Annotated in this window: 25 protein-coding genes and 1 pseudogene; 11 read left to right on the top strand and 15 right to left on the bottom strand. The window is 53.0% G+C overall.

What is annotated here, in order from left to right; genetic code table 11:
• Positions 1-2: 2 nt before the first annotated feature.
• The 5 genes from ribD to pgpA all read left to right on the top strand — a co-directional run bounded on the left by ribD (position 3) and on the right by pgpA (position 3,652).
• Entirely contained in the window at positions 3-1,106 is a 1,104-nt protein-coding gene (gene ribD / locus IB214_RS18685) for a bifunctional diaminohydroxyphosphoribosylaminopyrimidine deaminase/5-amino-6-(5-phosphoribosylamino)uracil reductase RibD (RefSeq protein WP_117342112.1), read from the top strand.
• A gap of 86 nt (positions 1,107-1,192) precedes the next feature.
• Positions 1,193-1,663 carry a 6,7-dimethyl-8-ribityllumazine synthase gene (gene ribE, locus IB214_RS18680; RefSeq protein WP_003021575.1) on the top strand — a complete coding sequence of 157 codons (471 nt, stop codon included), beginning with the start codon at positions 1,193-1,195 and terminating at the stop codon, positions 1,661-1,663.
• Between the two features lie 19 nt (positions 1,664-1,682).
• Positions 1,683-2,102 carry a transcription antitermination factor NusB gene (nusB, locus tag IB214_RS18675; RefSeq protein WP_096758086.1) on the top strand — a complete coding sequence of 140 codons (420 nt, stop codon included), beginning with the start codon at positions 1,683-1,685 and terminating at the stop codon, positions 2,100-2,102.
• 76 nt (positions 2,103-2,178) lie between these two features.
• Positions 2,179-3,156 (top strand): thiamine-phosphate kinase, encoded by a 978-nt coding sequence (gene thiL, locus IB214_RS18670; protein WP_096758085.1) that lies wholly within the window; start codon positions 2,179-2,181, stop codon positions 3,154-3,156.
• Positions 3,134-3,652, top strand: a complete 519-nt coding sequence (gene pgpA / locus IB214_RS18665) for a phosphatidylglycerophosphatase A (RefSeq protein ID WP_096758084.1) — start codon at positions 3,134-3,136, stop codon at positions 3,650-3,652. The genes thiL and pgpA overlap by 23 nt, the downstream gene beginning before the upstream one ends.
• Positions 3,653-3,710: 58 nt before the next feature.
• Here the strand turns inward: pgpA and IB214_RS18660 are convergent, their stop codons facing one another.
• From IB214_RS18660 to xseB, 4 genes are read right to left on the bottom strand one after another with little or no spacing between them, the layout of a single operon-like run.
• The gene (locus tag IB214_RS18660) at positions 3,711-4,685 is read right to left on the bottom strand and encodes an aldo/keto reductase (RefSeq protein WP_117342113.1); all 975 of its coding nucleotides are present in this window, start codon (positions 4,683-4,685) and stop codon (positions 3,711-3,713) included.
• Positions 4,686-4,740: 55 nt separating this feature from the next.
• On the bottom strand, positions 4,741-6,603 hold the full coding sequence (dxs, locus tag IB214_RS18655; protein WP_115259241.1) for a 1-deoxy-D-xylulose-5-phosphate synthase: 1,863 nt from the start codon (positions 6,601-6,603) through the stop codon (positions 4,741-4,743).
• 24 nt (positions 6,604-6,627) lie between these two features.
• On the bottom strand, positions 6,628-7,527 hold the full coding sequence (gene ispA / locus IB214_RS18650) for a (2E,6E)-farnesyl diphosphate synthase (RefSeq protein ID WP_115259240.1): 900 nt from the start codon (positions 7,525-7,527) through the stop codon (positions 6,628-6,630).
• A complete protein-coding gene (xseB, locus tag IB214_RS18645; protein WP_096759458.1) occupies positions 7,528-7,770 on the bottom strand; it encodes an exodeoxyribonuclease VII small subunit in 243 nt (80 codons plus the stop codon). It lies immediately after the preceding gene.
• A gap of 194 nt (positions 7,771-7,964) precedes the next feature.
• Here xseB and thiI point away from each other — a divergent pair, with 194 nt between their 5' ends.
• Positions 7,965-9,413, top strand: a complete 1,449-nt coding sequence (gene thiI / locus IB214_RS18640; protein WP_117342114.1) for a tRNA uracil 4-sulfurtransferase ThiI — start codon at positions 7,965-7,967, stop codon at positions 9,411-9,413.
• Positions 9,414-9,513: 100 nt separating this feature from the next.
• Here thiI and IB214_RS18635 read toward each other — a convergent pair whose 3' ends face one another.
• From IB214_RS18635 to panE, 3 genes are read right to left on the bottom strand one after another with little or no spacing between them, the layout of a single operon-like run.
• Positions 9,514-10,596, bottom strand: coding sequence for a hypothetical protein (locus tag IB214_RS18635; RefSeq protein ID WP_117342115.1), 1,083 nt, complete (start codon positions 10,594-10,596; stop codon positions 9,514-9,516).
• A 32-nt stretch (positions 10,597-10,628) separates the two neighbouring features.
• Entirely contained in the window at positions 10,629-11,219 is a 591-nt protein-coding gene (gene yajL / locus IB214_RS18630) for a protein deglycase YajL (protein ID WP_117342116.1), read from the bottom strand.
• Positions 11,182-12,093 (bottom strand): 2-dehydropantoate 2-reductase, encoded by a 912-nt coding sequence (gene panE, locus IB214_RS18625; protein ID WP_117342117.1) that lies wholly within the window; start codon positions 12,091-12,093, stop codon positions 11,182-11,184. The genes yajL and panE overlap by 38 nt, the downstream gene beginning before the upstream one ends.
• A 174-nt stretch (positions 12,094-12,267) precedes the next feature.
• Between panE and IB214_RS18620 the strand changes: the two genes are divergently transcribed.
• Positions 12,268-12,759 (top strand): YajQ family cyclic di-GMP-binding protein, encoded by a 492-nt coding sequence (locus IB214_RS18620; protein ID WP_096758076.1) that lies wholly within the window; start codon positions 12,268-12,270, stop codon positions 12,757-12,759.
• 94 nt (positions 12,760-12,853) lie between these two features.
• Here the strand turns inward: IB214_RS18620 and IB214_RS18615 are convergent, their stop codons facing one another.
• Positions 12,854-14,218, bottom strand: coding sequence for an MFS transporter (locus IB214_RS18615; RefSeq protein ID WP_115259237.1), 1,365 nt, complete (start codon positions 14,216-14,218; stop codon positions 12,854-12,856).
• Positions 14,219-14,400: 182 nt separating this feature from the next.
• Here IB214_RS18615 and IB214_RS18610 point away from each other — a divergent pair.
• Positions 14,401-14,511, top strand: a pseudogene (locus IB214_RS18610) (type VI secretion system tube protein Hcp); the annotation flags it as partial.
• A 4-nt stretch (positions 14,512-14,515) separates the two neighbouring features.
• Entirely contained in the window at positions 14,516-14,875 is a 360-nt protein-coding gene (locus IB214_RS18605; RefSeq protein ID WP_117342118.1) for a DUF1493 family protein, read from the top strand.
• 94 nt (positions 14,876-14,969) lie between these two features.
• Here the strand turns inward: IB214_RS18605 and cyoE are convergent, their stop codons facing one another.
• The 7 genes from cyoE to IB214_RS18570 form a co-directional block, all read right to left on the bottom strand.
• Complete coding sequence (gene cyoE, locus IB214_RS18600; RefSeq protein ID WP_096758073.1) at positions 14,970-15,860, bottom strand: heme o synthase; 891 nt, start codon at positions 15,858-15,860, stop codon at positions 14,970-14,972.
• An 11-nt stretch (positions 15,861-15,871) separates the two neighbouring features.
• Positions 15,872-16,201 carry a cytochrome o ubiquinol oxidase subunit IV gene (locus IB214_RS18595; RefSeq protein ID WP_096758072.1) on the bottom strand — a complete coding sequence of 110 codons (330 nt, stop codon included), beginning with the start codon at positions 16,199-16,201 and terminating at the stop codon, positions 15,872-15,874.
• Positions 16,201-16,815 (bottom strand): cytochrome o ubiquinol oxidase subunit III, encoded by a 615-nt coding sequence (locus tag IB214_RS18590; protein ID WP_096758071.1) that lies wholly within the window; start codon positions 16,813-16,815, stop codon positions 16,201-16,203. Before IB214_RS18590 ends, IB214_RS18595 begins: the two co-directional genes overlap by 1 nt.
• Positions 16,805-18,796 carry a cytochrome o ubiquinol oxidase subunit I gene (gene cyoB, locus IB214_RS18585; protein ID WP_096758070.1) on the bottom strand — a complete coding sequence of 664 codons (1,992 nt, stop codon included), beginning with the start codon at positions 18,794-18,796 and terminating at the stop codon, positions 16,805-16,807. The genes IB214_RS18590 and cyoB overlap by 11 nt, the downstream gene beginning before the upstream one ends.
• A 19-nt stretch (positions 18,797-18,815) precedes the next feature.
• Positions 18,816-19,763, bottom strand: a complete 948-nt coding sequence (cyoA, locus tag IB214_RS18580; protein ID WP_115259235.1) for a cytochrome o ubiquinol oxidase subunit II — start codon at positions 19,761-19,763, stop codon at positions 18,816-18,818.
• A gap of 725 nt (positions 19,764-20,488) precedes the next feature.
• Positions 20,489-21,964: a muropeptide MFS transporter AmpG gene (ampG, locus tag IB214_RS18575; RefSeq protein WP_117342119.1), complete on the bottom strand. Its 1,476-nt coding sequence runs from the start codon at positions 21,962-21,964 to the stop codon at positions 20,489-20,491.
• Positions 21,965-22,007: 43 nt separating this feature from the next.
• The gene (locus tag IB214_RS18570; RefSeq protein ID WP_096758067.1) at positions 22,008-22,586 is read right to left on the bottom strand and encodes a lipoprotein; all 579 of its coding nucleotides are present in this window, start codon (positions 22,584-22,586) and stop codon (positions 22,008-22,010) included.
• Between the two features lie 307 nt (positions 22,587-22,893).
• On the opposite strand from IB214_RS18570, the gene bolA reads away from it, so the two are divergent.
• Both bolA and tig read left to right on the top strand, forming a co-directional pair.
• Positions 22,894-23,211, top strand: coding sequence for a transcriptional regulator BolA (gene bolA / locus IB214_RS18565; protein WP_096758066.1), 318 nt, complete (start codon positions 22,894-22,896; stop codon positions 23,209-23,211).
• A 346-nt stretch (positions 23,212-23,557) separates the two neighbouring features.
• On the top strand, positions 23,558-24,856 hold the full coding sequence (gene tig, locus IB214_RS18560; RefSeq protein ID WP_096758065.1) for a trigger factor: 1,299 nt from the start codon (positions 23,558-23,560) through the stop codon (positions 24,854-24,856).
• Positions 24,857-24,900: the final 44 nt, after the last annotated feature.

Here is a 24,900-nt window from a genome sequence, read left to right as displayed (position 1 = left end):
CCATGCAGGATGAGTTGTACATGGCGCGAGCGCTGAAGCTGGCCGCGCGTGGACGTTTCACGACCCACCCTAATCCCAACGTGGGCTGTGTCATTGTTAAAGACGGGGAAATCGTCGGTGAAGGATACCATCACCGCGCGGGCGAACCCCATGCCGAGGTCCATGCGCTGCGTATGGCCGGTGTTAAAGCGCAGGGGGCAACCGCCTACGTCACGCTCGAACCGTGCAGTCATCACGGGCGTACGCCGCCGTGCTGCGATGCGCTGATTGCTGCGGGCGTGACGCGTGTTGTTGCTGCGATGCAGGATCCTAACCCGCAGGTGGCGGGGCGTGGACTTTACCGCTTGCAGCAGGCCGGTATTGATGTCAGCCACGGCATGATGATGAACGACGTCGAACAGCTGAATAAAGGTTTTCTCAAGCGGATGCGCACCGGATTTCCGTATGTTCAGCTTAAGCTCGGCGCATCGCTTGACGGCCGTACGGCGATGGCCAGCGGCGAAAGCCAGTGGATAACCTCACCACAGGCACGTCGCGACGTTCAGCGCCTGCGTGCGCAAAGCCATGCTATTTTAACCAGCAGCGCCACGGTGCTGGCTGACGACCCCCAGCTTACCGTCCGTTGGTCGGATCTTGATGAATCGACCCAGGCGCTGTATCCGCAGGAAAACCTGCGTCAGCCAATCCGCATTGTTCTCGATCGTCAAAACCAGGTCACACCTGAACATCGTATTGTGCAGCAGCCGGGAGAAACCTGGATTGCGCGTAGCAGCGACGATTCGCGTATCTGGCCGGAGAGTGTTCGCACGCTGAATGTGCCGGAGCATAACGGCAATCTGGATCTGGTGGTGTTGATGATGCAACTGGGCAAGCAGCAAATTAACAGTATTTGGGTTGAGGCTGGCCCAACGCTTGCAGGCGCATTATTGCAGGCTGGGGTGGTGGATGAGCTAATCGTCTATGTTGCGCCTAAACTGTTAGGCAGTGACGCGCGAGGATTATGTGTGCTGCCAGGCCTTGAGAAACTGGCCGATGCCCCCCATTTCAAATTCAACGAGATACGCCATGTAGGTCCGGACGTTTGCCTGCATTTAGTGAGCGCATGATCTCCCGGTTCGAAAGGGAAGCAGCGCACAGATTATTATGATAAAATCCGCCCCCCTGCGGGGTCTAGTGAATCCGAAGGAAGAATATGAACATTATTGAAGCTAACGTTGCTACTCCGGACGCTCGCGTCGCCATCACCATTGCGCGTTTCAACAACTTTATCAATGACAGCCTGCTGGAAGGTGCTATCGACGCCCTGAAGCGTATTGGCCAGGTTAAAGATGAAAACATTACCGTCGTTTGGGTTCCAGGCGCGTATGAGCTGCCGCTGGCAGCTGATGCACTGGCGAAAACCGGTAAATATGACGCGGTGATTGCGCTGGGTACAGTTATCCGTGGCGGTACCGCACACTTCGAATATGTGGCTGGCGGTGCAAGCAATGGCCTGGCGCACGTCGCTCAGGACAGCGGTATTCCGGTAGCCTTCGGTGTTCTGACCACCGAAAGTATTGAACAAGCCATCGAACGTGCTGGCACGAAAGCCGGTAATAAAGGCGCAGAAGCTGCACTGACCGCGCTTGAAATGATTAATGTATTGAAAGCCATTAAGGCCTGATTTTTGTAAGGGGAAATCCGTGAAACCTGCTGCTCGTCGCCGCGCCCGTGAGTGTGCCGTCCAGGCGCTCTACTCCTGGCAGTTGTCCCAGAACGACATCTCTGATGTTGAATACCAGTTCCTGGCGGAACAGGACGTGAAAGATGTCGACGTCCTGTATTTTCGTGAACTGCTGTCCGGGGTGGCGACTAACAGCGCGTACCTGGATGGTCTGATGAAGCCTTACCTGTCTCGTCTGCTGGAAGAGCTGGGTCAGGTAGAGAAAGCCGTACTGCGTATTGCACTGTTTGAACTGTCTAAACGTAGTGATGTGCCGTATAAAGTGGCCATCAACGAAGCGATTGAACTGGCGAAAACCTTCGGTGCCGAAGATAGCCACAAGTTCGTCAACGGCGTACTGGATAAAGCAGCACCTGCGATTCGCCCCAACAAAAAGTGATCGCCAGGCCGGCAGGATGGTGGAATCTATTTCCGCTGTCGCCGGCCTTTTCTTTTTTCCTGCTGAGGCATAACGTATGGCATGTGGCGAATTCTCCCTGATTGCCCGTTATTTTGACCGTGTTAGAAGCTCTCGTCTTGACGTCGAAACCGGCATTGGTGACGATTGTGCACTCCTGAACATCCCTGAAAAACAAACGCTGGCGATCAGCACCGACACGCTAGTGGCAGGCAATCACTTCCTTCCCGATATTGATCCAACGGACCTGGCCTGGAAAGCGCTGGCGGTTAATTTAAGCGATCTGGCGGCGATGGGAGCTGACCCGGCATGGCTGACGCTGGCGCTCACGTTACCTGACGTTGATGAATCCTGGCTCGAAGCCTTCAGTGACAGCCTGTTTGAACTCCTTAATTACTATGATATGCAGCTGATTGGCGGTGATACCACGCGTGGGCCACTGTCGATGACGTTGGGTATCCATGGCTACGTCCCGGTCGGGCGAGCCTTAAAACGCTCGGGTGCGAAGCCAGGTGACTGGATTTACGTTACCGGTACGCCGGGCGACAGCGCTGCCGGTTTGGCTATTCTGCAAAACCGATTGCAGGTAACAGATGCCAAGGACGCGGAGTACCTGCTTAAACGTCACCTGCGCCCCACGCCGAGAATTTTACAGGGGCAGGCCCTGCGCGACCTGGCCAGTGCGGCTATCGATCTTTCCGACGGTCTGATTTCCGATCTCGGACATATCGTTAATGCCAGCGGCTGCGGCGCACGCGTTAATGTCGATGCGTTACCGTATTCCACGGCATTTTCCCAGCACGTTGAGCCGGAGCAGGCGCTGCGCTGGGCGCTCTCAGGTGGTGAAGATTATGAGTTATGCTTTACCGTACCGGAAATAAACCGTGGTGCACTGGACGTCGCGCTGGGGCATCTTGGCGTATCATTTACCTGCATTGGGCAGATGAGTGCGGACGTGGAAGGGATGCACTTTACGCGTGACGGTAAGCCTGTCACGTTTGACTGGAAAGGATATGACCATTTTGCTGCGCCTTAAAAAAGATGTCGCAAAAAGCCGTTTGAGTATGCGTAATCCGTGGCACCTGTTGGCCACCGGATTCGGCAGCGGATTAAGTCCAATTATACCCGGTACCATGGGATCGCTGGCGGCGATCCCATTTTGGTATTTGATGACGTTTCTGCCGTGGCAGCTGTATTCACTGGTCGTCATGCTGGCTATTTGTATCGGTGTCTATCTGTGCCATCAAACGGCGAAAGATATGGGTGTACACGATCACGGCAGTATCGTCTGGGATGAGTTTGTCGGGATGTGGATAACCCTGATGGCTCTGCCGACACTCGACTGGCAGTGGGTCGCCGCCGGATTTGTGATTTTCCGCATTCTGGATATGTGGAAGCCCTGGCCGATCCGCTGGTTCGATCGTAACGTGCATGGCGGTACGGGGATTATGATCGACGATATTGTGGCGGGGATACTTTCCGCAGGGATCCTCTATTTTATCGGGCATCACTGGCCGCTTGGCATTATTTAATCCTTCCCTGGGTTATGTTGTAGGCCCGATAAGCGCAGCGCCATCGGGCAATACCAGATTATTTAAATCCCACCACCGGATGCTGTTTGTACGGCATTTCCAGTTCGGCAATCTGTTCCGGTTTTAGCGTTAAATCGACCGCGTTGAGCAACTCATCCAGCTGTTCTTCGCGCGAGGCGCCAATTATGGGCGCAGCGACGCCCGGTTTGCTCAGCAGCCACGCCAGCGCTACCTGCGCGCGCGAAGCGCCGATTTCCTCACTCACCCCGGTTAACCGTTCCGCTATTCTCGCGTCGTTTTCATCACTCTCGCGGTACAGATTTTTGCCGACTTCATCCGACACAACGCGCGCGGTCGTTTCACCCCAGGGGCGCGTCAGACGTCCCCGCGCCAGTGGGCTCCACGGGATCACCGCCACGCCTTCCTGGTAGCACAGCGGCAGCATGTCGCGTTCTTCTTCACGGTAGATAAGGTTGTAGTGATCCTGCATGCTGACAAACTGTGCCCAGCCGTGTTGTTTCTGCAAGGCCAGAGCCTGCGCAAACTGGGAGGCGTGCATCGAAGAGGCGCCGATATAGCGTGCTTTGCCGGATTTCACCACGTCGTTGAGCGCTTCCAGGGTTTCTTCGATAGGCGTGTTGTAATCCCAGCGGTGAATTTGCAGGATATCGACATAGTCCATGCCAAGGCGAGTCAGGCTGTCGTCGATAGAACGCAGGATTTGCGCCCGGGATAACCCTTCCGCTAAATCATCTACCTGGTGAAATACTTTTGTGGCGACCACCACCTCGTCGCGGCGGGCGAAGTCACGCAGGGCGCGACCGACAATTTCTTCACTGCTGCCAGCGGAGTAGCTATTGGCAGTATCAAAAAAGTTAATACCGCCTTCAAGAGCATGTTTGATAATTGGGCGACTGCTTTCTTCCGGCAGCGTCCAGGCGTGATTGCCGCGATTGGGCTCGCCAAACGTCATGCAGCCCAGACAAAGGCGAGAAACCCGAAGGTCAGTTTTTCCTAAGGGGTTGTATTGCATATTCCGCTCCTGCTTAGCGTGTTAATCATTAAGCATAGCAGGAGCGGGGAGGGGATTATGCCAGCCAGGCCTTGATTTTGGCCTCAATGCCGGCGGCATCAAGACCGAGATCGGCGCGCGCTTCGTCCTGTGTCCCCTGTGGGATGAAGAAGTCAGGCAGACCAATGTTAAGCACCGGAACCGGCTTACGATGCGCCATCAGCACTTCGTTTACACCGCTGCCCGCGCCGCCCATAATGGCGTTTTCTTCCAGCGTAACCAGCACCTCGTGACGGGCCGCCATCTCCAGAATCAACGTTTCGTCCAGTGGTTTGACAAAGCGCATATCGACCAACGTGGCGTTCAGCGATTCCGCAACCTGAGCGGCTTCTGGCATCAGGGTGCCGAAGTTAAGGATTGCCACTTTTGTCCCGTGACGCTTCACGATGCCTTTACCAATAGGTAATTTTTCCAGCGGTGTCAGCTCAACACCAACCGCATTACCGCGCGGGTAGCGCACCACGGCCGGGCCGTTAGTGTAGTGATAACCGGTAAACAGCATCTGGCGGCATTCGTTTTCATCGCTCGGGGTCATAATGACCATCTCCGGGATGCAGCGCAGGAAAGAAAGATCGAACGCGCCCTGGTGGGTTTGTCCATCTGCGCCCACGATCCCCGCGCGATCCACGGCGAACAGGACCGGCAGTTTCTGAATGGCGACATCATGCAGCACCTGATCGTAAGCGCGTTGCAGGAAGGTGGAGTAAATCGCGACCACCGGCTTATAGCCGCCAATTGCCAGTCCGGCAGCAAAGGTCACCGCATGCTGCTCGGCAATCGCCACGTCGAAGTAGCGGTCCGGGAATTTACGCGAAAACTCCACCATACCGGAACCTTCACGCATGGCCGGGGTGATCGCCATCAGCTTGTTGTCTTTGGCCGCCGTTTCGCACAGCCAGTCGCCGAAGATTTTGGAGTAGCTCGGCAGGCCGCCGCTGCTTTTCGGCAGACATCCGCTGGACGGATCGAATTTGGGTACCGCATGGAACGTGATTGGGTCTTTTTCTGCAGGCTCATAGCCACGACCCTTTTTGGTCATGATGTGCAGGAATTGCGGGCCTTTCAGGTCGCGCATGTTCTTCAGCGTGGTGATCAGTCCCAGCACGTCGTGACCGTCTACCGGGCCGATGTAGTTAAAGCCCAATTCTTCAAACAGCGTACCCGGCACCACCATGCCTTTAATGTGTTCTTCGGTACGTTTAAGCAGCTCTTTTATCGGCGGCACGCCGGAGAAGACTTTCTTCCCGCCTTCACGCAATGAGGAATACAGTTTGCCGGAGAGCAGTTGTGCCAGGTGGTTGTTCAGCGCGCCGACGTTTTCTGAAATCGACATTTCGTTGTCGTTCAGGATAACCAGCATGTCGGGCTTAATATCGCCCGCGTGGTTCATGGCTTCAAACGCCATGCCGGCAGTGATGGCACCGTCGCCAATCACGCAAACGGTACGGCGTTCTTTGCCTTCTTTCTCGGCGGCAACCGCAATGCCAATACCGGCGCTGATGGAGGTGGAGGAGTGTCCGACGCTTAAAACGTCATACTCGCTCTCGCCACGCCAGGGGAACGGATGCAGGCCACCTTTTTGGCGGATGGTGCCGATTTTATCGCGGCGCCCCGTCAGAATTTTGTGCGGGTACGCCTGATGTCCCACATCCCAGATTAACTGGTCAAACGGGGTGTTGTAGACGTAGTGCAGCGCGACGGTCAGCTCCACCGTGCCCAGACCGGAGGCAAAATGCCCGCTGGAACGGCTCACGCTGTCGAGCAAATAGCGGCGCAGTTCGTCGCAAAGCTTGGGCAGGCTCTCTTTTGGCAGCAGGCGTAACTCCTGGGTGGAGTCGACCAGCGCCAGGGTCGGGTATTTGGCTATATCAAAACTCATCGCAAGCTCATCGGATATGTTGGTTTATTTATCACGCTGGATTATGTAGTCCGCTAGCGCTTCCAGTGCCGAGGTATCGAGTGACTGTGCGGCCAGCAGACTGAGCGACTGGCGGGCATCCTCGATTAAATCCCGGGCTTTATTCCGGGCTTGCTCAAGACCCAGAAGTGCAGGATAGGTACTTTTGCCAAGCTGCTGGTCGGCACCCTGACGTTTACCCAATGTTGCAGTATCGCCTACCACATCCAGTATGTCATCCTGAACCTGGAACGCCAGACCGATGCTTTCGGCGTACTTGTCGAGTATCGGCAGGACGTTTCGGCCTTGGTCTCCGGCACTTAATGCCCCCAGACGCACGGCGGCGCGAATCAAGGCCCCGGTTTTATGGCGATGGATTTTCTCCAGCGCCTCCAGCTCAACCTGGAGGCCTTCAGCCGCCAGATCCAGCGCCTGACCGCCGCACATGCCGGCAATACCGCTGGCCTGAGCCAGTTCAGAGATCATGGCGATGCGGTCACGGTCGGCGACCTCCGGCATGGGGGCGTCACTGATAATGGAAAACGCCAGCGTTTGCAGCGCATCACCCGCTAAAATCGCATTCGCCTCGCCAAACTTAACGTGGCAGGTCGGCAGGCCGCGTCGCAGATCGTCGTCGTCCATCGCGGGTAAATCATCGTGCATCAGCGAATAAGCATGGATGCACTCAACCGCCGCGGCGGGAGCGTCGAGCGTACTCAGGCTGACGCCAAACATCTGACCGGTTGCGTATACCAGGAATGGGCGCAGACGTTTACCGCCTAATAATGCGCCATACTGCATGGTCTCGACCACGGGAGTGTTCTGAAAGGGCAATGGCGCGATAAAACGGCTCAGTGCCTGGTTGGCCTGCTCAACGCAAGCCTGTAGCTGCTGCGTAAAATCCATTTACTCATTATCCGGTGTAAAAGGCGTGAGGGCGGCATCTTCCGTCTCAGACAGCAGGATTTGCACGCGCTGTTCAGCCTGTTGCAACTTAACCTGTCCCTGACGCGCCAGCTGTACGCCACGTTCGAATTCGTTCAGCGCCTCTTCCAGCGGCAGGTCGCCGCTTTCCAGACGGGTAACAATCTGTTCCAGCTCGCTCAGCGCTGTTTCAAAGCTGGCGGGCGCTTCATTTTTCTTCGGCATAATGAATGTCTGACTCTCAATATTTTCAGCCCAAGCCATGGTAACGGACTTCGGGCAATTATCAAATAATGCGCAATGTGCACAGGAAGCTCGCGTAGTGGTATACTTCCGCGCTTGGATGCAGCCGCAGGTATGGGCTGCTGTATTATTCCCCAATACAAGCCTTTGATGCTTGCCAAAGAACCATTGCCGCCATGAAGTTTATCATTAAATTGTTCCCAGAAATCACCATCAAAAGCCAATCTGTGCGTTTGCGCTTTATAAAAATTCTGACAGGGAACATCCGTAACGTTTTAAAACACTATGATGAAGACCTTGCTGTCGTCCGCCACTGGGACCATGTTGAGGTTCGCGCCAAAGATGAAACCCAGCGTCTGGATATTCGTGACGCGCTGACCCGCATTCCGGGTATCCACCATATTCTCGAAGTGGAAGACGTGCCGTTTACCGATATGCACGATATCTTCGAGAAAGCGCTGGTGCAGTACCGCGATCAACTGGAAGGCAAAACCTTCTGCGTGCGCGTGAAGCGCCGTGGTAAGCATGAGTTTAGCTCCATTGAAGTGGAACGTTATGTTGGCGGTGGGCTGAATCAACATATTGAATCCGCGCGCGTGAAGCTGACCAAACCTGATGTGACCGTCAATCTTGAAATCGAAAACGACCGACTGCTGCTGGTGAAAGGTCGCTACGAAGGTATTGGCGGCTATCCGATTGGCACCCAGGAAGACGTACTGTCGCTGATTTCCGGCGGTTTTGACTCTGGCGTTTCCAGCTATATGTTGATGCGTCGCGGCTGTCGCGTGCACTACTGCTTCTTTAACCTCGGTGGTGCGGCGCACGAAATCGGCGTTCGTCAGGTGGCGCATTACCTGTGGAACCGCTTCGGGAGTTCGCATCGCGTACGTTTTGTCGCCATCAATTTTGAACCGGTGGTGGGTGAGATCCTCGAGAAAGTTGACGATGGCCAGATGGGCGTGGTCCTCAAGCGTATGATGGTTCGCGCGGCGTCTAAAGTGGCCGAGCGCTACGGCGTCCAGGCGCTGGTGACCGGTGAGGCGCTTGGGCAGGTATCCAGCCAGACGCTGACTAACCTGCGTTTGATCGACAACGTCTCCGACACGCTGATCCTGCGTCCGCTGATCTCGCACGATAAAGAACACATCATTAATCTGGCGCGTGAAATTGGTACCGAAGACTTTGCTCGAACCATGCCGGAGTACTGCGGTGTGATCTCAAAAAGCCCGACGGTAAAAGCCATTAAAGCGAGGATTGAAGCCGAAGAACAAAACTTCGATTTTGCCATCCTCGATAAAGTGGTGGAAGAAGCCAATAATATCGATATCCGCGATATCGCTCAGCAGACCGAGCAGGCCGTGGTGGAAGTTGAAACCGTGAGCGGTTTTGGCCCCAACGACGTGATTCTGGACATCCGCTCTGTGGATGAACAGGATGATAAGCCGCTGAAAGTGGAAGGCGTGGACGTGGTTTCGCTGCCGTTCTACAAGCTGAGCACCCACTTTGGCGATTTGGACCAGAATAAAACCTGGCTGCTGTGGTGTGAACGCGGTGTGATGAGCCGCCTGCAGGCGCTGTATCTGCGCGAGCAGGGTTTTGCAAACGTGAAGGTGTATCGCCCGTAGTGACTTCTGCCTGATGGCGCTGCGCTTATCAGTCCTACAAACTGTACGTCTTTGTAGGCCTGATAAGGTGTTTACACCGCCATCCGGCAATATCACGATATTATTCAAAACGCACGGGAAGCGTCTTCCCGTTCGACTCCCAGACGCCTTGATAGACACCGTCTTTCAATTCCAGCGTCATCTTCTCTTGCGCCTGTTCTGCGTCAGAGGTCTTCAGTTCATAATGTTGATTGTTGGCGGTGTCGCACTTGCCGGTTAATTCAATCGGTGCGCCAAATTTCTGGTAGAAGTAAGCCCCTTCAAAATAATCACCGTATTTGCAGTCTACCTTCAACACAATACGCAGGCTTTTTCCCAGCGTGCCGTACATCACCTTGCCGTCGATGCCGGGCGCGGGCTCAACCGGTGTTGTACCCTTGGCGCCTGTCAGATACTGGCCGTATGGCGTGAACTGATTATGCAGATCTGCGGTCGGGATTTTTGTTGTGAAATCGCCCAGTTCATCACCCGCGCGGTTGGCGTGGTTGCTACAGCGTCCGTTCAGGAAAGCCAGATGATCTTTTTGCAGGGAGAATTTGTCGATGTAGTACAACCCGTCGGTGTAGGTGGCGCATGAGGCGTAGAAGTCGTCATAGCCCAAATCTTCACCGTCTTCCTCTTTTATTGGCTCCGACTTTTGTGATTTCTGTGCGGCAACAAAGGTATCAATTTGGCTGCGGATATCTTTTCTGATGCGGGTGTTTAATTCGGCCATCGTGGCGCGAGAAAAGAGATCGTTAAGGGTAATTGCCGCGCCATTGGCTAAATCGAAGCTCATCGGCACGTTATACGACTCGCAATAGGCCCCGCAGCCTTCGGCAAACATATTCAGGGTCAGCACGTTGGCGTCGCGATACTCGACCGTGTAGTCAAGGTTGGCGGTGGCATTCATCTCTGATTTCGCAAACTGATTCACTGTCGCCTGCGGGTTATTCCCTGGTAACCGATTGATGAAGCTTGCGAAAATATAATCGTTAATGCGTTTTGCAACCTGCGGGTTATCCGTTGAGGAAAACCATGGCACGCGATACTGCATTTCAGTGCTATTGGGATAACGGTACTCAAGGCTCTTAATTTCAAGCTGGGTTGCGGCGGTGGTGCTGGAAAGGAGCAGTAAAACCACTCCGCTCAGATATCCTTTCATAACGGTTCCTTTTAGAGGGAGTGGCCTAAGTGTTACTCGTAGTAGTTATAAATGCCTGCGGGCATCACCAGTTGTGACGCCACTTCATGAGCCTTTTCGCGACTGACCAGCAGATCAATGATTTTTAAGCCAAAATCAATCGATGTTCCTGGCCCCTGGCTGGTCAGCAGGTTGACGCGCGGATCCCAGACGACGCGTTTGTCCTGCCATTGTTCAGCGGGGATTTTGTCTTTCAGCGCCGGGAATCCGGTCATATTGCCGATGGGGAAAATGTCATGCGGAACCAGCACGGTGGCGGCTGTGGCACATATAGCTGCCACAATACGCCCGGAGCGATGAAACTGTTTAACGGTTTCAATCAGCAGCGGGCTGTCGCGAAAACATTCTGCGCCTTTAATACCGCCGGGCAGCACGATAATGTCGTAATCGCCGTCGGCGACTTCAACCAGCGGTGCATCCGCCAGCAACTTGACGCCGCGCGAGCAGACAATCGTCAGGTCGCCATCGCTGGCTACGCTGGCGGTTGTTACCTGGATCCCGCCTCGAACCAGCAGGTCGATAGTGGTGACCGCTTCGGTCTCTTCACTACCAGGGGCGAGACATACCAGTGCTTGAGCGCTCATATTCACTTTCCTTTCGCTTTACCATTTCAAACAGGTGGGCATTTTCCGGGACGGCGATGCCGTGCGCACGCGCGCGTTTCAACAAATAACCGGTAATGTAGTCAATCTCCGTATGGCGCAGAGCACGAATGTCCTGCAGCATGGATGAGATATTTTCTGCCGTACTGTCAATTACTTGCTCAACATAATAGCGTAAATCATCCACGGATGTATGGTGGCCTTCGCGTTCGATAACCGCCGCCACTTCCTCGCATATCTGCGCTATTTTTTCAGGATGCTGGCGTAACTCGCCGTTTTGGCAGTTCCACAGTGCGGTGAGTGGGTTAATAACGCAATTGACTGCCAGCTTGCGCCACAGTTCCGCGCGGATGTTGTCGTGCCAGGCAACGTCAGGCAGCACCTCTTGCAGGATCTCAGCCAGATAACTGAAATCGCCATCCTGTTCACGCGCCGGGCCGATGCGCGTTGTTCCTTTCGCCACATGGATTATGATGTTGCCATCACGGCGAGCGGCCTGCGTGGTGGTGCCTATCAACAGTGGTTGCGTAATGCTTTGCAGCTCATCAATGGTGCCCATTCCGTTGTGAATCAACAGAATTGGGGTGGTCTTTGGCAGAATAGTTGCCAGGCTTTTTACCGCATCAGAAACCTGCCAGGCTTTCAGCGTCACCAGTAACAGATCGCTTTTTGCCAAAAAGTCGGGATCGTTTGCCGTCAGGGATTCATTAAAAACTGACCCATCCGTGTCAATCAAATTCACGCTGCAATAAGGTTGTGGCACGCGTAGCCACCCTTGAACCTCATGTCCATGTTTGCATAGCGCGGTAAGCCAAAGCTGCCCTAAGGCTCCGCATCCCAGTACGGTAATTCTCATTCATCCTCCTCACCTGCAACAGCACCAGGTGCTAATCCATATCGTCTGCATCCCATTATTGTTCGCCGCTACCATTGGCACGTACAATTAGGGGATACAGCCTAGTATAGCGCTGTCTGTTGAGTAACTTTGCAGGTATTATGCTTCGCATCAAAAACGAAGGGAGAGGAAAAGATGCCATCTTTCGATATTGTCTCTGAAGTTGATCTTCAGGAAGCGCGTAACGCGGTCGATAACGCGAGCCGCGAAGTGGAGTCACGCTTCGATTTTCGTGGCGTTGAAGCCACTTTTGAGCTGAACGAAGCCAATAAGACCATTAAGGTGCTGAGCGAGTCTGATTTCCAGGTTAATCAGTTGCTGGATATTTTGCGCGCCAAGCTGCTGAAGCGCGGGATTGAAGGGACGTCACTGGACGTACCGGAAACCTTTACGCACAGCGGAAAAACCTGGTTTGTGGAAGCGAAGCTGAAGCAGGGCATTGAAAGCGCGGTACAGAAGAAAATCGTCAAGCTGATTAAAGACAGCAAACTGAAGGTGCAGGCGCAGATTCAGGGCGAAGAAATTCGTGTGACCGGCAAAGCGCGTGACGATCTGCAATCCGTCATGGCGTTGGTGCGTGGCGGCGACCTCGGCCAGCCGTTCCAGTTCAAGAACTTCCGCGACTAAGCCGTTCTGCCTGATGGCGCTACGCTTATCAGGCCTACCGATCGCACACGCTATTTGTAGGCCGGATAAGGCGATAGTCGCCATCCGGCAATCCTCACGCCTGGCTTATCGCCTGCTCAATTTCAAATCGATTGGTCACTTTGCTGTCGATTTTCACATAGGCAGAATGCTCTTTTGCCACAATTAACACCTCACTCACGCCTTCTTTTGCCTGCAGTCGCTGTTTTAGTGTGTCATCTGCGGCGATCTCAGGGGGGATCTCCACGCGCAGGCTGCTGACATACGGCGGCTCTTTCATCGTGCTGGCCACCAGTAACCAGATTGCAGCCAGTAATGCGCCTGCCAAAAATACCGCCTGACCATCAAACATTTCGACCACCCAACCGCCCAGTGAACCCCCGATGGCGACACCGAGGAACTGGCTGGTGGAGTAAACGCCCATCGCCGTTCCTTTATAACCCGCCGGTGATTCTTTGCTGATGAGCGAGGGGAGAAGTGCTTCCATCAGGTTAAAGGCGAGGAAGAAGAGCTGAACACCTGCAATCAGCCCCCAGAAACGAATGTTAGCGCTCCACAGGACAATCTCAGCAGCCAGGATCAGCACCACACACGACACAAATACCCGCTTCATCCGGCGTTTTACTTCGGCATAGATGATGAACGGCACCACGGAAACAAAGGACAGCAGCATCGTCACCAGATAAATCTTCCAGTGTTCGGCGGCGGGAAAGCCCGCTTTTGCCAGCTGGCCTGGCAGGGCGACGAAAGTGGACATCAGTAAAATATGCAGGCACATGATGCCAAAATTGAGCTTCAGCAGTTTAGGCTCCGCCAGGACTTTACTGAAGCTGCCTTTGACCATGCCCGATTCGCGGTTCAGCACGTGGGTGGTGCTATTGGGAACCACCCAAATGGTCAGTACGATACCGGTGGTTGCCAGTGCGGCAATCATCCAGAACAGCGCATGTAATCCCAGCGCGTGGGTAACGATCGGCCCAAGCACCATTGCAATGGCGAAGGTGATACCAAAGCTGACGCCAATAAACGCCATCGCTTTTGTGCGGTTTTGTTCGCGGGTTAAGTCAGACAGCAGCGCCATCACTGCGGCGGCAATCGCCCCGGAACCCTGCAGTGCACGTCCGAGTATAATTCCCCAGATAGAGTCTGAGAGCGCGGCAATCACGCTACCGAAAACGAATATCGCCAGCCCACCGACGATAAGCGGTTTACGACCGATGCGGTCGGAAAGCAAGCCGAAGGGGATCTGGAAGACCGCTTGTGCCAGACCATAAATGCCGATGGCAAGCCCGATCAGCGCTTCGCTGGCGCCCTGCAGCGCCATGCCATAGGTGGTCAGAACCGGCAGGACCATAAACATGCCAAGCATGCGCAACGAGAATACGGTCCCTAAACCCCAGGTGGCGCGCAACTCACCGGGCGTCATTTTATAATCGTTCATTCCCACCTCTGTTTTAATTTCGCGCCTAGTGTAAAGCGGGGAGAGGATGGGGTAAACCACTACAATATGTGGAGCCGTGAAGAGGTGTAAAAACTGTTGTTACGATGGCAACTAATTTACATGCAATAATTTCAAGTGTACATTTTTTGTGGTCTTTTTTTACGGAATAAGGAACAGGGAAAATGGCGATTCCGGGCAATATGTGGATGTATGACGATGGCGGCGCGCTGATCAAAGGCGGGTGCGACGTGAAGGGACGAGAAAACAGTATTGAATTTAAGGGTTTTCATCATACTAATGACTATTACTAATGATGTGCTTTTGATGTTCAGGGAAGAAATACCGGGGTATTTAGATGAAAACTGGAAAGAGGTTCCTTTAGAACTCGACTCAGATCTGTTTGATGCCCCCGGTGATGATCTCTACAGTGCTCTGGATAGATATGAGAAAGAGTTCAAAGTCGATTTATCATGTGTGAACTGGAAACCTTATTATCCATGGCACAATCTGCCACTATTCACGAGATGGTTCAAAGCTAAACGGGAAGAAGTGGAAGCAACACGTTTACCGTTAACTGTAAGGATGTTTGCTGAGTCGGCTGAAGCGGGGAAATGGCTGTTTGAAATCTGGACGAATAATAAACTGGAAGATGCCTGATGGGGTTACGTTTATCCGGCCTACAAGCAATGTGCTTTTTGTAGGCCGGATAAGGCGTTAGCCGCCATCCGGCATAGAAGATGTGACGATTAACTTACCAGACGTAAGTCAGCAGGTTCTGCGAGTTTGGCACCATAAAGTCGACGGACATCATCACGGAAAGCGCGGTGATGGCAATGATGGAGAAACCGAACAGCTTGCGCGCCCAGACTCTGTCATCTTCCACTTTGTACCCACGCAGCGCCATGCCTAACCACCAGACGCTGACCGCAGCCGCCACAACCAGATATTTGTAGCCGGCGTAACCGCCCAGAGACAGCATCAGCGTGGCGATAGCAAAGGCGATGATATACAGCGTGATATGGTTCTTCGCCACCGAAATGCCTTTCACCACCGGCAGTACCGGAATGTTGGCAGCCTGATAATCCTTAAAGCGGAAAATCGCGATGGCGTAAGAGTGCGGCATCTGCCACAGGCTGAAAATCGCCAGCAGAATCAGCGCACCGCTGTCAAAGCTCCCCGTCACGGCGCAGTAGCCAATCACCGGCGGCGCAGCGCCGGAGAGTGAGCCAATCAGCGTACCGTAGACCGAGTGGCGTTTCATGTACAGGCTGTACACGCCAACATAGACCACGAAGCCCATCACCCCCAGCCAGCAGGCCAGAGGGTTCGCGCCAAACCACAGCAGCATAAAGCCAGCAATACCCAGCAAGGTGGCGTATACCAGCGAGACCGCAGGAGAAATCAGACCTTTAACCAGCACACGGTTTTTGGTCCTCTCCATCTTCCTGTCGATATCCCTGTCGATGTAGTTGTTAAATACACAACCCGACGCCACAACCAGTGACACCCCAACCAACGTGTAGATAAACAGGGGATAATCAATGCTGCCTTTAGAGGCCAGCAGGAATCCACCAATCACCGAGATCAGGTTGCCAAAGATGATGCCTGGTTTCGTTACTTGCAGGTATTGCTTAAACATCATAATCGCCGCTCTTAGTGCATCATCATGTTGTAGTTCAGGTTCCACATAATCCAGATGGAGCCCACAACCAGAATGGCGATGATTAGCACAGTAAAGACAAAGGCCGTCATGTTCCAACCTTCATCAGATTTGCTATTCATGTGCAGGAAGCACACCAGGTGAACCAGTATCTGTACCACTGCCATAATGAGGATAGTCCCCAGAATAACGGCAGGAGAGGCAGAACCTGTCATCACCATCCAGAACGGAATGACCGTCAGGATTATAGACAGGATAAAACCTGTCATGTAGGTTTTTACGCTGCCATGGGATGCGCCGCCGCTCACGTTTGAATGACTCATTACATCGCCCCCATCAGATAAACAACAGTGAACACGCAGATCCACACCACATCCAGGAAGTGCCAGAACAGGCTCAGGCACATGATGCGGGTACGGTTAGTGCTGGTCAGGCCGCGACGGGCAACTTGCACCATCAGCACCGCCATCCAGATAAGACCGGAAGTGACGTGCAGACCGTGCGTACCAACCAGCGCGAAGAACGCCGACAGGAAACCGCTACGATCCGGGCCCATATCGTTAACAATCAGGTGGTGGAATTCATAGATTTCCATCCCGATGAATCCGGCACCGAACAAGAAGGTCAACGCCAGCCAGGAAATGACCTGGCTCTTGTTGTTCTTGTACATGGCAATCGCCGCCATGCCGTAAGTAATGGAGCTGAATAACAGCAGGAAGGTCTCTACCAGGACGAACGGCAGCTCAAAAATGTCCTTACCTGTTGGGCCACCTGCGGTGCCGTTCACCAGAACGGCATAGGTTGCAAACAGAATAGAGAACAGAATGCAGTCGCTCATCAGGTAGACCCAAAATCCGAAGATTTTGTTCTGACCTGCATCGTGGTGCCCGTGTTCGTGCGCGTGGGCATTCGCGTGCGCTAAAGTATCAGTTGCCATTTTTCAGCCCTGCCTTAGTAATCTCATCGAAATGCTGATTTTCCAGTTTTTCGACTTCCGGGACCGGCACGTAGTAATCCACGTCTTCATCAAAGCTCTTCACGATCCAGCTGATAATCATGCCTGCGAAGCTTGCAATTGCCAGCCACCAGATATGCCAGATCATGGCGAAACCAAACAGTGTTGCGAAGGCGGTAATGACGATACCGGCGCCGCTGTTCTTCGGCATATGAATCTCTTCATAGTGCGTAGGTTGCTTATACGCTTCGCCTTTTTCTTTCATTTCCCAGAAGGCATCACGCTCGTGAACGTGTGGCACAACGGCAAAGTTGTAGAACGGAGGCGGGGAAGAGGTTGCCCACTCCAGCGTACGACCACCCCACGGGTCACCGGTCAGGTCACGGTTCTGCTCGCGGTCGCGAATAGACACGTAGATCTGAATCAGCTGGCACAGGATACCCAGTGCAATCAGCGCGGCACCGCAGGCGGCAACGACCAGCATCGGATGGAACTGCGGGTCAATCTGCTGGCTGAGACGACGGGTCATACCCATAAAGCCCAGCACATACAGCGGCATAAATGCCACGAAGAAGCCGATGATCCACAACCAGAATGCGCGTTTGCCCCAGGTTTCGTTCAGCGTGTAGCCAAACGCTTTTGGCCACCAGTAGGTCATACCGGCGAAGCAACCAAATACCACGCCGCCGATGATAACGTTGTGGAAGTGCGCAATCAGGAACAGGCTGTTGTGCAGTACGAAGTCCGCACCCGGAACCGCCAGCAGTACGCCGGTCATACCGCCGACTGAGAAGGTCACGATGAAGCCGATCGTCCACAGCATCGCTGAGTGGAATACGATACGGCCCTGATACATGGTGAACAGCCAGTTGAAGATCTTCACCCCGGTAGGGATGGCGATAATCATGGTGGTAATACCGAAGAAGGCGTTAACGTTAGCGCCTGCACCCATGGTGAAGAAGTGGTGCAGCCAAACAACGAACGACAGAACGGTGATACACACGGTTGCCCACACCAGCGAGGTGTAGCCAAACAGGCGTTTACGCGAGAAGGTCGCTGCGATTTCGGAGAACACCCCGAAGACCGGCAGAATCAGAATGTACACTTCCGGATGGCCCCAGGCCCAAATCAGGTTGATGTACATCATCATGTTGCCGCCCATATCGTTGGTAAAGAAATGGGTGCCCAGATAGCGATCCAGGGTTAGCAACGCGACGGTAACCGTCAAGATTGGGAAGGAGGCGATAATCAGGATGTTGGCGCACAGAGATGCCCAGGTAAATACCGGCATCTTGAACATCGTCATACCCGGTGCACGCATCTTGATGATGGTCACAAAGAAGTTGATACCGGTTAAGGTTGTACCGATACCGGACAACTGCACCGCCCATATCCAATAATCAACCCCGACGCTTGGACTGTACTCTATTCCCGAGAGCGGCGGATAGGCCAGCCAGCCGGTCTGTGCGAATTCACCTACGCCCAGAGACAGGTTAACCAGGATAACGCCGACAACGGTGAACCAGAAGCTCAGGTTGTTCAGGAAGGGGAAGGCAACGTCACGTGCGCCGATCTGCAGCGGAACCACCAGGTTCATCAGACCGATAACAAATGGCATGGCGACGAAGAAGATCATGATCACGCCGTGAGCCGTGAAGATCTGGTCGTAGTGGTGAGGTGGCAGGAAGCCCGCTTCACCTGCAGACGCCAGCGCCTGCTGACTACGCATCATGATGGCGTCAGCAAAGCCACGAATCAACATGACGATGGCGACGATGACATACATGATGCCAAGACGTTTGTGGTCAACCGAAGTCAGCCACTCTTTCCACAGGTAGGTCCACTTACCGAAGTAAGTAATGAGGCCCAGTAAGGCCGCCCCACCGATGATAATGGCAGCGATCGTAACCATGACGATTGGTTCATGGAACGGGACTGCATCCAGTGTCAATTTTCCGAACATCGTATTCTTCCTCGGCCCCTTAGTGAGCGGATTCCGCGTGGCTCATGTCCATGCCTTCCATTCCTTCGTGTGCGCTGTGCTCACCTTCTGGTTTGGCCATGTCCATGCTCTTACCGTGAGCCATAAATTTGTTAATAACGTCTTTAAACAAATCCGGTTTCACGTTGGAGAAATATTCCACCTGGTTGTATTCGCTTGGTACAGCCACTTTCTCGAACGCTGCCATGTCACTCATGGTGTTCGTGGACTGTTTAGCTTTAGCAACCCATTGGTCGAATTCGGCGCGGTCCTTTGTTGCGATAGCCTTGAACTTCATACCGGAGAAGCCTGGTCCGCTGTAGCTTGCGGAGATACCATCATAAGTACCGGCTTCGTTGGCGATCAGATGCAGTCGAGTCTGCATACCGGCCATGGCATAAATCTGGCTACCCAGACGCGGGATAAAGAAGGAGTTCATCACGGAGTTGGATGTCACTTTGAATTCAACCGGAGTGTTCGCCGGGAAGGCGATTTCATTCACGGTAGCGATACCCTGTTCCGGATAGATGAAGAACCATTTCCAGTCCATGGAAACCACTTCGATGGTAATGGGCTTCTCGTCATGCGCCAGCGGTTTGCTTGGCTCAAGCGCGTGCGTGGTTTTCCAGGTCAGTACGGCAAGGAAAATGATGATTAAGATAGGCACCGTCCAGACCACAGCTTCCACTTTATTGGAGTGTGACCAGTTCGGGCTGTACTTCGCATCTTTATTGCTTGCACGGTACTTCCAGGCAAAACCAACAGCCATCAAGATGGCAGGAATAACGACGATCAACATCAGGCCAAATGCCGTCAGTATCAATGAACGTTGTTCCAGACCAATCTGTCCTTTAGGGTCAAGCAGCGCAGAATTACAGCCACTGAGTAATGCAGTGCCTGCAATTAATGACAACCATCCCAAACTTTTATTGTATTTCCTGAGTCTCATTTAACGACCTCAATTCCACGGGACCGGGTGGCGTTTAAAGTGTGAGGGCATTTTACGGGAAGGTTACATTACTGTAAACATCATTGGATCTGTGTTACCGGGTTCTGCCGTGCATGTCACATATGTTGCAATATATACCGCGTTGACTTTAAGAACCTGTTGCAACATCACGTTATAACGAAAGCGGGCATGCGGGGGCAGTGCGAAGGGCAATTGGTATAACCAATGCTAAAATAAAACAATTAATTAACAATTGATTATCATTAAAAGGACAATTAGAGAACAAAAAATAGAATGGCGTTGGCTGAATCGAGTAAGGAAAATAGAATTTATAAAAGGCGTCAATAATTTCCAAAATCTATGGCGCACAAAACAACAAATAATATTTTCATTAAGTGTTGTTTATTTAGCCGTTATAATTACGCAGAGTTATTACAACGGCCAAATATGCTCGTCATACTTCAAGCTACGGGTGTGTTGGCAATAACTCGGCCCATCCTGGGCCTCACCCTTACGTGCGCTGTGAACAGCGTTCAAATTCGTTCCCGACGAATTTGTCCTCGCTCACCCCTGTCACTTACTTATGTAAGCTCCTGGGGATTTGCTGCGTCGCCGCGTGATTCGGCCTTTCGGCCTCTCCCCTACGGGGCCAGCGCAAGCGCTGTTCAAAACGCTCACGCCTTTTGTCCCGTAACTCGAATTATTTAGAGCATAAATGTGCAACATCACGCCAGACGCGTTTTGCGCAGCGCCAGATAATCCAGCAATCCACCGAATACCACACCGCAGACTGCGACCACGACCGCAACTTCAAGCAGTTCCGGCAGGAAGGAGAAGTTAGTGTAATCCAGGGCGTTCATTGTCAGCAGTAACAGCCAGACCACCAGCAAACAACAGCCCGCCACCAGCGTCATCAATGCCAGGTTGTACGCGCTACGAAACGCCGTGCGCGGGATAAAACTTTCGTTTTTCCAGCTATGTTCCAGCGTCTGGCGACAGACCAGCAACAGAATAAGGCCTGGGATCGCGGCAAAGACGGAGAACAGATAAAACGTGGGCCAACCGTGTGCTTCGACAAACCAGCCCGCGACCGGGCCGACATAAACGCGCCCCACAGCGGAAAGCGCGGAGAGCAGGGCAAACTGCGTTGCGGAGAAGGATTTATTGCACAGCGTCATCAGCAGAGCGACAAATGCTGCTGTCCCCATCCCACCGCACAGGTTTTCGAAGAATACTGCCGCACCCATGCTAAACATATGTTTGTCGGTAATGGAGAGCAACCAGTAACCCGCGTTCGATGCGCCCTGCAAAATGCCAAAAATCAGCAATGCGCGAAACAGCGACAGGCGTTGCATCAGGATCCCGCCGTACAGTGCGCCAACAATTGTCGCCAGCAGCCCCAGCGTTTTATTGACCACCCCAACTTCACCGGCGTCAAATCCGACGCCGCGGATTAAAAAGGTGGTGGTCAGGCTCATGGCGAAGGCATCGCCAAGCTTATACAGCACAATCAGCAGTAGGATTAACCAGGCGTTGTTACGGCCAAAGAAATCGCGCAGCGGCGCGGCAACTGCTTGTTCCAGCGTTTTAGGGACCGGAATCGCATCTGTGGGTTCGGGGGCTAACAGGGTGGCGATAATACACGGTATCAGCAGGGCCGCCATCAGCCAGTACATGCCCTGCCAGCCAAGCCAGCGATCGGCCATCCACAGCGCCAGGCCACCGGAAACCAGCATCCCTAAGCGGTAGCCGAGCACGCTGATGGCAGCGCCGGTGCCGCGTTCTTCGGCGGGTAAAACATCCGTTTTCCAGGCATCAAAGACGATATCCTGCGACGCTGAGCAAAAGGCGATTACTACCGCAAGTGCTGCCATCCATCGCAACTGCGTGCCTGGCTCCAGAAAACCCATTGCAGCAATAGAAACCAGCAGCAAAATCTGTGTGGTCAGCAGCCAGCCTCGACGTCGACCCAAAAACGGCGGTGTGTAGCGGTCCATCACAGGGGACCAGAGGAACTTAAAGACGTAGGCCTGACCGACCAGAGAAAAGAAGCCGATAGTTTTAAGATCGATGTTCTCGACCGTCATCCACGCCTGAAGCGTACCGGAGGTCAGCGCGAGCGGTAAACCGGAAGCAAAACCCAGCATCAGCAGAATTGCTGACTTAGGTTGCTGAAAAATACGTAAGTAGTGACTGGACATGGCGTCTTTAGGCCCGACGTGCGCCGGGCCATAAGGGCAGAAATTAACGTGCGTTCTGCTTGATGAAATCGTGAACGCTGGTGTCCTGAGACATATCAGCGATGGTATCGGTCAGGACGCTGTTAACGGCATCAGCAATATTTTTGTTAGAGGCCTGCAGCGCGCCTTCAACAGAATAGCTTGCGCGGTAGTTTTTGGTCATCTTGTTGCCGTTGGCTGCGGTAGCAATAATGGCGATGTCTGCCTTGGTGGCGATGTTGTAACGCACGCTACCCTGAGACACGTCGGCGTACAGCTGGCTCACGATGATTTGCAGGTTAACAGCACCGTTTGGACCAATCATATAACCGCGTGCGGTCATCTGTTTTTCCAGCACTTCTTGCAGCAGGAAACGCAGATCGCGGGATGCAGTCAGCGTTACCAGTTGATTGTCGCGGGTGACTTTGGCCAGAGCCTGATCCTGACGCTGATCGGCCCCATTAATGCTGAGGGTCACACCCATCAGGCTAGGGTCCTGCTGCGGCAGGGTAATTTTTGGCGAAACGTCAATGGTGGTCGGTGGCGTTGCGCATCCAGCTAACATAAACAGCGCGACTAACGGAAAGAGGATTTTTTTAAACATGCCAGGGGTTCTCAGTGGATCTACATTTTATGGTTAGAGAAAATTCCCGCCATCATAACATTGCCAGAGACGAGGGGAAGTGGGTAACGCATGTAAATTCATTGCGTTGTCCGTTTATCTACTTTGATGAGACCATAAATGGACTTTTTGCAATAAACCGGACAGTTGAATCAGTGAACTTCATTCGTTTGGCTGAGAAAATCAGATAAACGCTAATTTTTTGTTGCTAAGGTGTAATGGAAACGGTAAAAGCGGCTAGTATTTAAAGGGATGGGTGACATCTCAGCGTTGTCGGAGGAAAAATTTCATGATGATTCGTGAGCAAATAGAAGAAAAATTAAGGGCAGCGTTCCAACCCGTGTTCCTCGAAGTTGTGGATGAAAGCTATCGTCACAATGTTCCGGCAGGTTCTGAAAGCCACTTTAAGGTTGTGCTGGTCAGCGATCGCTTTACAGGTGAACGTTTTCTTAATCGTCATCGGATGATTTACAGTACGTTAACGGCGGAACTCTCCACAACCGTACATGCGTTAGCCCTGCATACCTACACCACCAAGGAGTGGGAAGCGTTGCAGGACACGATTTTTGCATCGCCTCCCTGTCGTGGAGCGGGAAGCATCGCGTAGAAAAACGGATTTGCAACAACCGGCGCTTTTCCAGTATGTTGCTACAGATTATGTGAAAACGGCCTACGGGCCGTTTTATTTTGTCTGAATTCTGAGTCAGTCGTACAGTATTCAGACAAAAATTAGCCGGGAATTGTGAAAAAAGCCGCAGCAACGCGCGATAACCGTTCTCGACTCATAAAAGTGATGCCGCTATAATGCGCGTCTTATTTTTCGGAATGTCTTCGGGATGATTCTGACGACAGGGAATGTGATTGATTTTGAGAACATCCCGGTTCCGCGAAGCCAACAACCTGTGCTTGCGGAGAAGAGTTGACCGAGCACTGTGATTTTTTGAGGTAACAAGATGCAAGTTTCAGTTGAAACCACTCAAGGCCTTGGCCGCCGTGTAACGATTACTATCGCTGCTGACAGCATCGAAAACGCTGTGAAAAGCGAGCTGGTCAACGTAGCGAAGAAAGTGCGTATTGACGGCTTTCGCAAGGGAAAAGTACCGATGAATGTTGTTGCTCAGCGTTATGGCGCTTCTGTTCGCCAGGACGTTCTGGGCGACCTGATGAGCCGTCACTTCGTTGATGCAATCATCAAAGAAAAAATTAATCCGGCTGGCTCTCCGAACTACGTTCCGGGCGAATACAAACTGGGTGAAGATTTTACTTACGCGGTAGAGTTTGAAGTTTACCCGGAAGTTGAGCTGAAGGGTCTGGACGCAATCGAAGTTGAAAAACCGGTTGTTGAAGTCACCGACGCTGACGTTGACGTCATGCTGGACACCCTGCGTAAGCAGCAGGCGACCTGGAAAGACAAAGACGGCGCTGCTGATGCAGAAGACCGTGTCACCATCGACTTCACCGGTTCTGTAGACGGCGAAGAGTTCGAAGGCGGCAAAGCGTCTGACTTCGTACTGGCAATGGGTCAGGGTCGTATGATCCCAGGCTTCGAAGAAGGCGTTAAAGGTCACAAAGCTGGCGAAGAGTTCACTATCGAAGTGACCTTCCCGGAAGACTACCACGCTGAAAACCTGAAAGGTAAAGCGGCTAAATTCGTTATCAACCTGAAGAAAGTTGAAGAACGTGAACTGCCAGAACTGACTGAAGAATTCATCAAGCGTTTCGGCGTGGAAGATGGTTCTGTTGCCGGTCTGCGTGCTGAAGTGCGTAAAAACATGGAACGCGAGCTGAAAGGCGCCGTGCGTAACCGCGTTAAGTCTCAGGCGATCGAAGGTCTGGTAAAAGCGAATGACATCGACGTTCCTGTTGCCATGATTGACAACGAAATCGACGTTCTGCGTCGTCAGGCTGCACAGCGTTTCGGTGGCAACGAGAAACAAGCTCTGGAACTGCCGCGTGAACTGTTCGAAGAACAGGCTAAGCGTCGCGTTGTTGTTGGCCTGCTGCTGGGCGAAGTTATTCGTACCAACGAGCTGAAAGCTGACGAAGAACGCGTAAAAGGCCTGATCGAAGAGATGGCTTCTGCTTACGAAGATCCGAAAGAAGTGGTTGAATTCTACAGCAAGAACAAAGAGCTGATGGAAAACATGCGTAACGTCGCTCTGGAAGAGCAGGCTGTTGAAGCGGTTCTGGCGAAGGCAAAAGTGACTGAAAAAGCCACTACCTTCAACGAACTGATGAACCAGCAGGCGTAATTCGTCGCGTTTTTAGCACGAAATTCGCACATAAGCCCGTCACC

Origin of the sequence: Citrobacter sp. C1 (genome assembly GCF_014596895.2) — a bacterium.
GTDB lineage: Bacteria > Pseudomonadota > Gammaproteobacteria > Enterobacterales > Enterobacteriaceae > Citrobacter > Citrobacter gillenii.
This window is presented reverse-complemented; position numbering and strand designations above follow the sequence as displayed.

Excerpts from the sequence above, each read along its gene's own strand:
- IB214_RS18605 (WP_117342118.1), top strand. The coding sequence starts at position 14,516 with ATGACTATTACTAATGATGTGCTTTTGATGTTCAGGGAAGAAATACCG.
- thiI (WP_117342114.1), top strand. The coding sequence starts at position 7,965 with ATGAAGTTTATCATTAAATTGTTCCCAGAAATCACCATCAAAAGCCAA.
- tig (WP_096758065.1), top strand. The coding sequence starts at position 23,558 with ATGCAAGTTTCAGTTGAAACCACTCAAGGCCTTGGCCGCCGTGTAACG.
- IB214_RS18570 (WP_096758067.1), bottom strand. The coding sequence starts at position 22,586 with ATGTTTAAAAAAATCCTCTTTCCGTTAGTCGCGCTGTTTATGTTAGCT.
- ribE (WP_003021575.1), top strand. The coding sequence starts at position 1,193 with ATGAACATTATTGAAGCTAACGTTGCTACTCCGGACGCTCGCGTCGCC.
- pgpA (WP_096758084.1), top strand. The coding sequence starts at position 3,134 with ATGACCATTTTGCTGCGCCTTAAAAAAGATGTCGCAAAAAGCCGTTTG.
- xseB (WP_096759458.1), bottom strand. The coding sequence starts at position 7,770 with ATGCCGAAGAAAAATGAAGCGCCCGCCAGCTTTGAAACAGCGCTGAGC.
- IB214_RS18590 (WP_096758071.1), bottom strand. The coding sequence starts at position 16,815 with ATGGCAACTGATACTTTAGCGCACGCGAATGCCCACGCGCACGAACAC.
- IB214_RS18635 (WP_117342115.1), bottom strand. The coding sequence starts at position 10,596 with ATGAAAGGATATCTGAGCGGAGTGGTTTTACTGCTCCTTTCCAGCACC.
- yajL (WP_117342116.1), bottom strand. The coding sequence starts at position 11,219 with ATGAGCGCTCAAGCACTGGTATGTCTCGCCCCTGGTAGTGAAGAGACC.
- dxs (WP_115259241.1), bottom strand. The coding sequence starts at position 6,603 with ATGAGTTTTGATATAGCCAAATACCCGACCCTGGCGCTGGTCGACTCC.
- IB214_RS18660 (WP_117342113.1), bottom strand. The coding sequence starts at position 4,685 with ATGCAATACAACCCCTTAGGAAAAACTGACCTTCGGGTTTCTCGCCTT.
- bolA (WP_096758066.1), top strand. The coding sequence starts at position 22,894 with ATGATGATTCGTGAGCAAATAGAAGAAAAATTAAGGGCAGCGTTCCAA.
- ampG (WP_117342119.1), bottom strand. The coding sequence starts at position 21,964 with ATGTCCAGTCACTACTTACGTATTTTTCAGCAACCTAAGTCAGCAATT.
- cyoA (WP_115259235.1), bottom strand. The coding sequence starts at position 19,763 with ATGAGACTCAGGAAATACAATAAAAGTTTGGGATGGTTGTCATTAATT.
- ispA (WP_115259240.1), bottom strand. The coding sequence starts at position 7,527 with ATGGATTTTACGCAGCAGCTACAGGCTTGCGTTGAGCAGGCCAACCAG.
- cyoB (WP_096758070.1), bottom strand. The coding sequence starts at position 18,796 with ATGTTCGGAAAATTGACACTGGATGCAGTCCCGTTCCATGAACCAATC.
- ribD (WP_117342112.1), top strand. The coding sequence starts at position 3 with ATGCAGGATGAGTTGTACATGGCGCGAGCGCTGAAGCTGGCCGCGCGT.
- IB214_RS18620 (WP_096758076.1), top strand. The coding sequence starts at position 12,268 with ATGCCATCTTTCGATATTGTCTCTGAAGTTGATCTTCAGGAAGCGCGT.
- IB214_RS18615 (WP_115259237.1), bottom strand. The coding sequence starts at position 14,218 with ATGAACGATTATAAAATGACGCCCGGTGAGTTGCGCGCCACCTGGGGT.
- thiL (WP_096758085.1), top strand. The coding sequence starts at position 2,179 with ATGGCATGTGGCGAATTCTCCCTGATTGCCCGTTATTTTGACCGTGTT.
- panE (WP_117342117.1), bottom strand. The coding sequence starts at position 12,093 with ATGAGAATTACCGTACTGGGATGCGGAGCCTTAGGGCAGCTTTGGCTT.
- IB214_RS18595 (WP_096758072.1), bottom strand. The coding sequence starts at position 16,201 with ATGAGTCATTCAAACGTGAGCGGCGGCGCATCCCATGGCAGCGTAAAA.
- cyoE (WP_096758073.1), bottom strand. The coding sequence starts at position 15,860 with ATGATGTTTAAGCAATACCTGCAAGTAACGAAACCAGGCATCATCTTT.